Consider the following 6426-nt stretch of genomic DNA (forward strand, 5'->3'; position numbering starts at 1 on the left):
ATGGATAAAGTAGTAATCGATTTATATAAGAAAAAATTATACACTGACGAAACTTTCAAAAAGTTTGTTAGAGTTGGTTGGATTACTCCGGAACAATTTAAAGAAACTACAGGTAAAGATTACGAACCACAAGTTAAATAGCTTGTGGTTTTTATTTTAAGTGAAGTAGGTGTTTATATGACAGAAAGTAGCCAAAGAGGAGATTACGAAAGACGTATAAAAAGATTGGAAGATAACGACGAAAAAATATTCAACTCTTTGGAACAGATAAAAGATGGACAACACAATCAAAATTTGATTAATCAAAAAATGAATTTCACTTTGGACTCTATCAACAGAGAGAGAGAATTAGAATCTCAAAACAAAAAAGAAAATCAAAAAAACATCAAAGACATTAAAATGTGGGTTTTAGGATTGGTTGGCACTATAGCTGGTTCTTTAATCGTAGCAGTATTAAGAATGTTTTTCGGTGTTTAAAGGAGGTGAGTTACCATGTTCGGATTATTTTTAGGTGCAAGTTTTTGGGAATGTTTCTGGTTTGGTAAATGTAAATAATTGAGAAACAAAGCCGGCTTTTTAGTCGGCTTTTTATTATGCCGGAAATGAGGTGGATATATGGGATTACCTAGTCCTAAAAGAAGAAAACCTACTGCTTCGGAAGTTGCAGCATGGGCAAAAAGGATGATTGGCAGAAGAGTTGATGTAGACGGTTATTATGGCGCCCAGTGTTGGGATTTACCAAACTACATTTTCAATAGATATTGGCATTTTAAAACAACAGGAAATGCGATTGCTATGGCATGGTATAGATATCCTAAAGGCTTCAAATTCTATAGGAACACTAGAAACTTTGTTCCGAAACCTGGTGACATGGCAGTTTGGGGAAAGGGCTCCTTTAATAACGGTGTTGGGCATACTGCTGTTGTCATAGGTCCATCTACCAAAAGTTACTTTACTAGTGTGGATCAAAATTGGATTGGTGCAAATAGTTATACAGGCTCACCTGGTGCGAAAATTAAACATAGTTATAACGGTATAAGTGGGTTCGTCAGACCTCCCTACCACGCAGAAACTAAGAAACCATCGAAACCAAGTAGTACACCGTCCAAACCTTCTAATGACAACACTCCTAAAAACACAAAAGAACAAACAAAACCTATAACTAAAGAGATTACCAAAGTTTCCTATACATCATTCGCATACGATTTAGACGATGATTTGGAATATATTTATCATTACATGGTTGAAGGGCAAAAGTTGATAGGGAAGGTAAAAGGTATATATATCAAAGAGAGTACACATATGCGTTCTGTTGAAGAATTGTATTTACAACGTAATAAATATGTTAACGAAGATGAATACCCTCATGTATATATTGACCGTGAGCGTGTATGGACACCTAGACCTGATTCAGAAGAAGCACCAGAACATCCAGGTTGGCTTGTTATGGAAGTTTGCGGAGGACAAACGGATAGCAAACGCCAATTCATGCTCAATCAAATCAGAGCGTTAATCTACGGCGTTTGGTTGCTAAGTTGGAGTAAGGTAAAACTATCTGAATCATCAATCAAAGCAGACCCTAATATATGGCGTTCTATGAAAGATTTAATTAATTACGACTTAATCAAAAACGGTATTCCTGATGAAAGTAAATATAAAGAAGTTGAAAAGAAAATAATAGGTTTGTATCTTAAGAGAGATAAATTACTTACAGAAACAATTACTACAACAACGACTAAAACAAAAATAAAAATTAAACCTAAAACTTCAGTCGATAACCCTACACAGAACGATAAGCCTACAGACAAAAATGGTAAAACGACAAACAGAACTTCAAATAAACCTCGTGTAGTTGTAGAGAAAAGTAAATATACTTTCCAACAAGCACTTAATGCACAAATGGCTCATGGCAAGCCTCAAAAATCTTATAGTTGGGGTTGGGGAAATGCTTCTAGGTCACAAACAAGTAAGTATATGAACCCTAACACTATATGGAATAGTTCAGTACAAAGGTATCAGATGTTGGATTTAGGTAAGTATCAAGGTATACCAGTAAGTAAGTTGAATAAGATACTTAAAGGTAAAGGTACTTTATCCGGTCAAGGTAAAGCTTTCGCAGACGGTTGTAAGAAATACAACGTAAATGAAATATACTTAATTGCTCACGCATTCTTAGAAAGTGGATATGGCCGTAGTAACTTTGCCAGTGGACGTTATGGTATTTACAATTACTTTGGTATTGCAGCATATGACAATAACCCTAATGCTTCCATAGCTTACGCTAGAAGACAAGGTTGGACGAGTCCACGTAATGGTATTATAGGTGGGGCTAAGTTCGTTAGAAAACAATTCTTTAATCAAGGTAAGAACACTTTGTACCGAATGCGTTGGAACCCTAAAAACCCCGGTCGTATGCAATATGCTACTGCGATTGAGTGGTGTAATTTCCAAGCAACAACAATAAACAGTTTATACAAAAAAGTAGGATTAAAAGGTATGTATTATATCAGAGATAAATATAGATAAAAGGCTACTCACTGACGGTGGGTAGCCTTTAATAATTGAAAGAGGTGTGTATATGTTACAAAAACTTACAGATGTTGCTACTAATATAAATGTTAGTACAGCTGAGAACGGTTTTATTGGCGCTAATTTTTATACAGAAGATGACGGATCAGCTTATATAAGAATCACTATCAGAGATAACAACGAAGTGTTAGATTTTAACAAAACTGATATGACTCCTCGTTTAGATTTGTTTAGTTCAGACGGTTCTATATTCACTAATGAACCGTTAGAGATCATTTTACCTGAATACGGCGTCATTCAATATAAGGTGTCTGACAATGTCATTAAACACGCAGGGAAAGTAGACGCGAAATTATTCTTAGCTAATGAAAAGGATAGTGTTCACGTCGCTAACTTTTATTTCACTATCACAGATAGTGGAATGACTGGACCGATTGGAAAAGAAATACATGTAGATTCATTACAAGATTTAGTTAGAAACGTTATGAAAGAGAATGCTATAGGATTATTAGATGATGATTTCAAAGATAAGTTAGAGAACGATTTGAAAGTATATATGGAAGAAAATGCTGATACATTCAAATTAAAGGCTAAAGGTACTGACACAGGCTGGCAAAAACTTCCTCTTGTGAACGGAATTACACAAGCTGGGACACTTAACAAGCCAATGTATAAATTAATCTCTATTAATGATACAGAAATGCTATTTATAAAAGGTGCAGTAAGTTCCATTAACAGTAAAGAAATGATTTTTGCGAAACTCCCGAAAAACATCTCGGATAAGGTGAAAGATTATAAACAATATACAAAAGCGGGCGTTAATTCATCTCAATTAATCATCTACAACGTGACTATAACTCAAAGTGGAGATTTAGAAATAACATTTGACCCTAAAAGTGAAGCAATGCCTTATGGCGCTTATTACATCGAAGGAATAGTCGTTTTATAGGAGGCGGGAATATGAAGACAAAGCAAATTTATTTTTATGATGGCACACCATATTTAGTTATTGAAAATCACAATGGAGAAATGGAATATCCTAAAGGACAATGGACTGATATAGAACCTCCAGAAGGAATATATACTCCTTGTCATTTTGATGGTAAACAATGGATTGGTAATACTAAAGAAAATTGGGAAAACTCACAACCGAAAAACGAAAGTGAAGGTTTAACAAATAAATACGATGAAAAAGATGATATTATAGCAGAATTATCTCTTGAATTAATCAGAACACAAGAAGAATTAAGCGATGTAAGAAAAGATATATCTGATTTAACTATGCAATTGTTAGGAGGAAATGCTAATGCATGATATCGGAGTTAAATATTACAAAATGGGTTTTTATACAAATGAACAATTTGCTTTATTTGTAAAAAGAGGATTTGTAACTCCCGAAGAATATTTAGAATTAACGGGTGTTGAATATGATCCAGAAAAAGTGAATGTATAGAATAATTGACAGCCGACGTTTTGCGTTGGCTTTTTAATTTATCTAAAAGGAGACATATGTATGAGAAATTTCTTAGGAATAAATTGGCATGTAAGATTTAATAATCCTATAGCTATTATTCAATTAATTGTAGGTGCATTTATGCCTATTCTTGTTTATTTAGGAATTGATTGGCATTCATTAACTACTTGGGGTTCTGTTGGAGAAGCTTTATTAAAATTTATTAGTAATCCAATTGCTGTAATTGGTGTGCTAGTAAGTCTATATATGTCGGCAGTAGACGGTACAAGTGCTGGTTTATCCGATAGTTTAATGGCTCAAGAATATAAGAAACCTAATAAAGAATAGGAGGCCTATAGAATGGCAGAAACATGGAATGGAGTACCAGTGCGTTATGATTTGTTGCCTATCGGAACACGTCGGAACGGAGAAGCATTACACACTAAAAATGGAAAGCCTAGTTTTGCAGTTATTCATGATACTGGGAATCCAAATACTACTGCACAAGATAATGTGAATTATTATAAAAATACGTATAATATTGCTTGGAGCATGGTAGCAAGTGCACATATTTTTGTTGATGATCAAGAAGCAATTATATGTATTCCAGTTACAGAGGTAGCATGGCACGTCATGTTGAATACCACTATAGATAATCAGTGGTATAATGCTGATGCTGACTATGCAGCATTTGGTGTAGAAGCATGTTACTTCTCAGATAAGAAACGCAGCTTAAAGTCGTTAGATAATGCAGCACGTATCATGGCTTATCTCACTAAATTTTGGAAAATTAACTATAAAAATGAAATGCCAGGCCATCAAGACATACAGTATGATAAACAAGATCCAGGTAACTTACTAGAAGCTTGTGGTTTAGGTCGTAATACAAGTGTTTTTGACGGTTACGTAGCTAAACATATTGATGGAGTTAAAGTTCCTAAAGTTAGCAAGAAGAAAGCCGGAAACAAAGGTAAAAATAAAGAAAAACCTAAGTCTAAGCCATCAACAAAAGATTACCAAAGTGCAATCAACTATATGTATAGCTTGAAAGGTAAGTTTGTTGACTTTGATAATCGTTGGGCATATCAATGTATGGACTTAGCAGTTGATTACGTATATCACATAACTAATGGTAAAGTTAGAATGTGGGGTAATGCGAAAGATAGTATCCTCAACATATACCCTAAAGGTTGGAAGATTGTCAAAAATACACCGGATTATGTACCACCAGTTGGAGCAATTGGTGTATGTACGTATGGTATATACCAAAGATACGGTCACATCTATTTAGTTTGGGATAATAGTGGAGGAACTAACACACAAACTGTATTAGAACAAAACTTTGATGGTAACGCAGATACACCTGCAAAACTACGTGTTGATAATTTTTATGGAACAACGCATTACATTGTGCCATCATTTGTTGATGAAGATTATGATGTAAACAAAATCAAAACAGTTACAACTCGCAAGGCTACAAATAAATATAATGGTAAACGAGTACCTAAAAACCTAGTATGGAGTAAAACACCTCATTATATTGCAAAAGCAGACAGTTCAGGTGTAACTATCTGCAAAGATGTTAAAAATGGATATATGAAGAAAACTAATCTAGTATACAAAGCAGGTTATAGTCCATTTTACGTATATGAAGTGCGTGAAGGTTGGGCACGTGTTTATTCAGAAAGTAGCAATTACTGGGTATGGCATGAGAGTTTAATCATCACTAAAGAATATAAGCACAACGAAACAAGAGATGGTAAAAAAGCAAGTAAGCAAACAAAAGAAATGAAAAAAATAGCAAATAAATCTAAAAATAAGCTTGCTATAGGTCAAATACCACCTGAAAAATTAGTTTGGCAACGCAAAAAGTACTTTGCAGCACGTGCAGATAGCCTTGGTGCAACGATACTTAATAGACATGGCGGTAAAGGTAATTATTCGTGGAATATGACTAATACAACATATAGTAAAGGTCAATTATTCTATGTTTACGAGATTATCGACGGTTGGTGTCGTGTACACGGTCCTAGTGATAATTATTGGGTTTGGCACGAAAGACTAAGAATTACAAAAGTATATTAAATTACGTGGTATAATACTGGTACCACGTCATTATACAAGGGTAGTCACTATGGCTACCCTCTTTTTTATTGTATAATAATCTTTGTTCCTGATTTCAAACGAATACTATATTCTAAACCACGTTCTTTATGAGCGTGGTTGTTTTTTGTGTACACGTGTCAAATACGTGTCAAAATAGTTATAATTTTTTAGTTCTATTTAGAAAATAAATCTTTGAAAACACTGTATTTATGGCTATTTAGTTTTATTTAGAAATTTATTTTTATCCCTCCGTTTCCGTACTATACCGTTGATATGACGGGCTTTCGAGAGAGTAAGTGTCAAATAAGTGTCAAGAGAATATTTCTCTGACACGTTGG

Annotated in this window: 8 protein-coding genes; all 8 read left to right on the plus strand. The window is 34.2% G+C overall.

The window, feature by feature from the left end:
* Positions 1-141 (plus strand): XkdX family protein, encoded by a 141-nt coding sequence (locus tag ACFV9Q_RS27890; protein WP_001830255.1) that lies wholly within the window; start codon positions 1-3, stop codon positions 139-141.
* A 36-nt stretch (positions 142-177) separates the two neighbouring features.
* Complete coding sequence (locus ACFV9Q_RS27895; RefSeq protein WP_001830303.1) at positions 178-477, plus strand: DUF2951 family protein; 300 nt, start codon at positions 178-180, stop codon at positions 475-477.
* A 138-nt stretch (positions 478-615) separates the two neighbouring features.
* Positions 616-2526: a glucosaminidase domain-containing protein gene (locus ACFV9Q_RS27900; RefSeq protein ID WP_377237102.1), complete on the plus strand. Its 1911-nt coding sequence runs from the start codon at positions 616-618 to the stop codon at positions 2524-2526.
* 52 nt (positions 2527-2578) lie between these two features.
* Positions 2579-3478 (plus strand): BppU family phage baseplate upper protein, encoded by a 900-nt coding sequence (locus tag ACFV9Q_RS27905; protein WP_377237103.1) that lies wholly within the window; start codon positions 2579-2581, stop codon positions 3476-3478.
* Between the two features lie 11 nt (positions 3479-3489).
* A complete protein-coding gene (locus tag ACFV9Q_RS27910; RefSeq protein ID WP_070500384.1) occupies positions 3490-3843 on the plus strand; it encodes a hypothetical protein in 354 nt (117 codons plus the stop codon).
* The gene (locus ACFV9Q_RS27915; RefSeq protein ID WP_070500386.1) at positions 3836-3982 is read left to right on the plus strand and encodes an XkdX family protein; all 147 of its coding nucleotides are present in this window, start codon (positions 3836-3838) and stop codon (positions 3980-3982) included. The genes ACFV9Q_RS27910 and ACFV9Q_RS27915 overlap by 8 nt, the downstream gene beginning before the upstream one ends.
* 60 nt (positions 3983-4042) lie before the next feature.
* A complete protein-coding gene (locus ACFV9Q_RS27920) occupies positions 4043-4330 on the plus strand; it encodes a phage holin (RefSeq protein ID WP_064582294.1) in 288 nt (95 codons plus the stop codon).
* Positions 4331-4342: 12 nt separating this feature from the next.
* Complete coding sequence (locus ACFV9Q_RS27925; RefSeq protein WP_377237104.1) at positions 4343-6067, plus strand: N-acetylmuramoyl-L-alanine amidase; 1725 nt, start codon at positions 4343-4345, stop codon at positions 6065-6067.
* Positions 6068-6426 lie beyond the last annotated feature (359 nt).

Source organism: Promicromonospora sp. NPDC059942, assembly GCF_042731755.1.
In the GTDB taxonomy this organism is placed as follows: Bacteria; Actinomycetota; Actinomycetes; order Actinomycetales; family Cellulomonadaceae; genus Promicromonospora.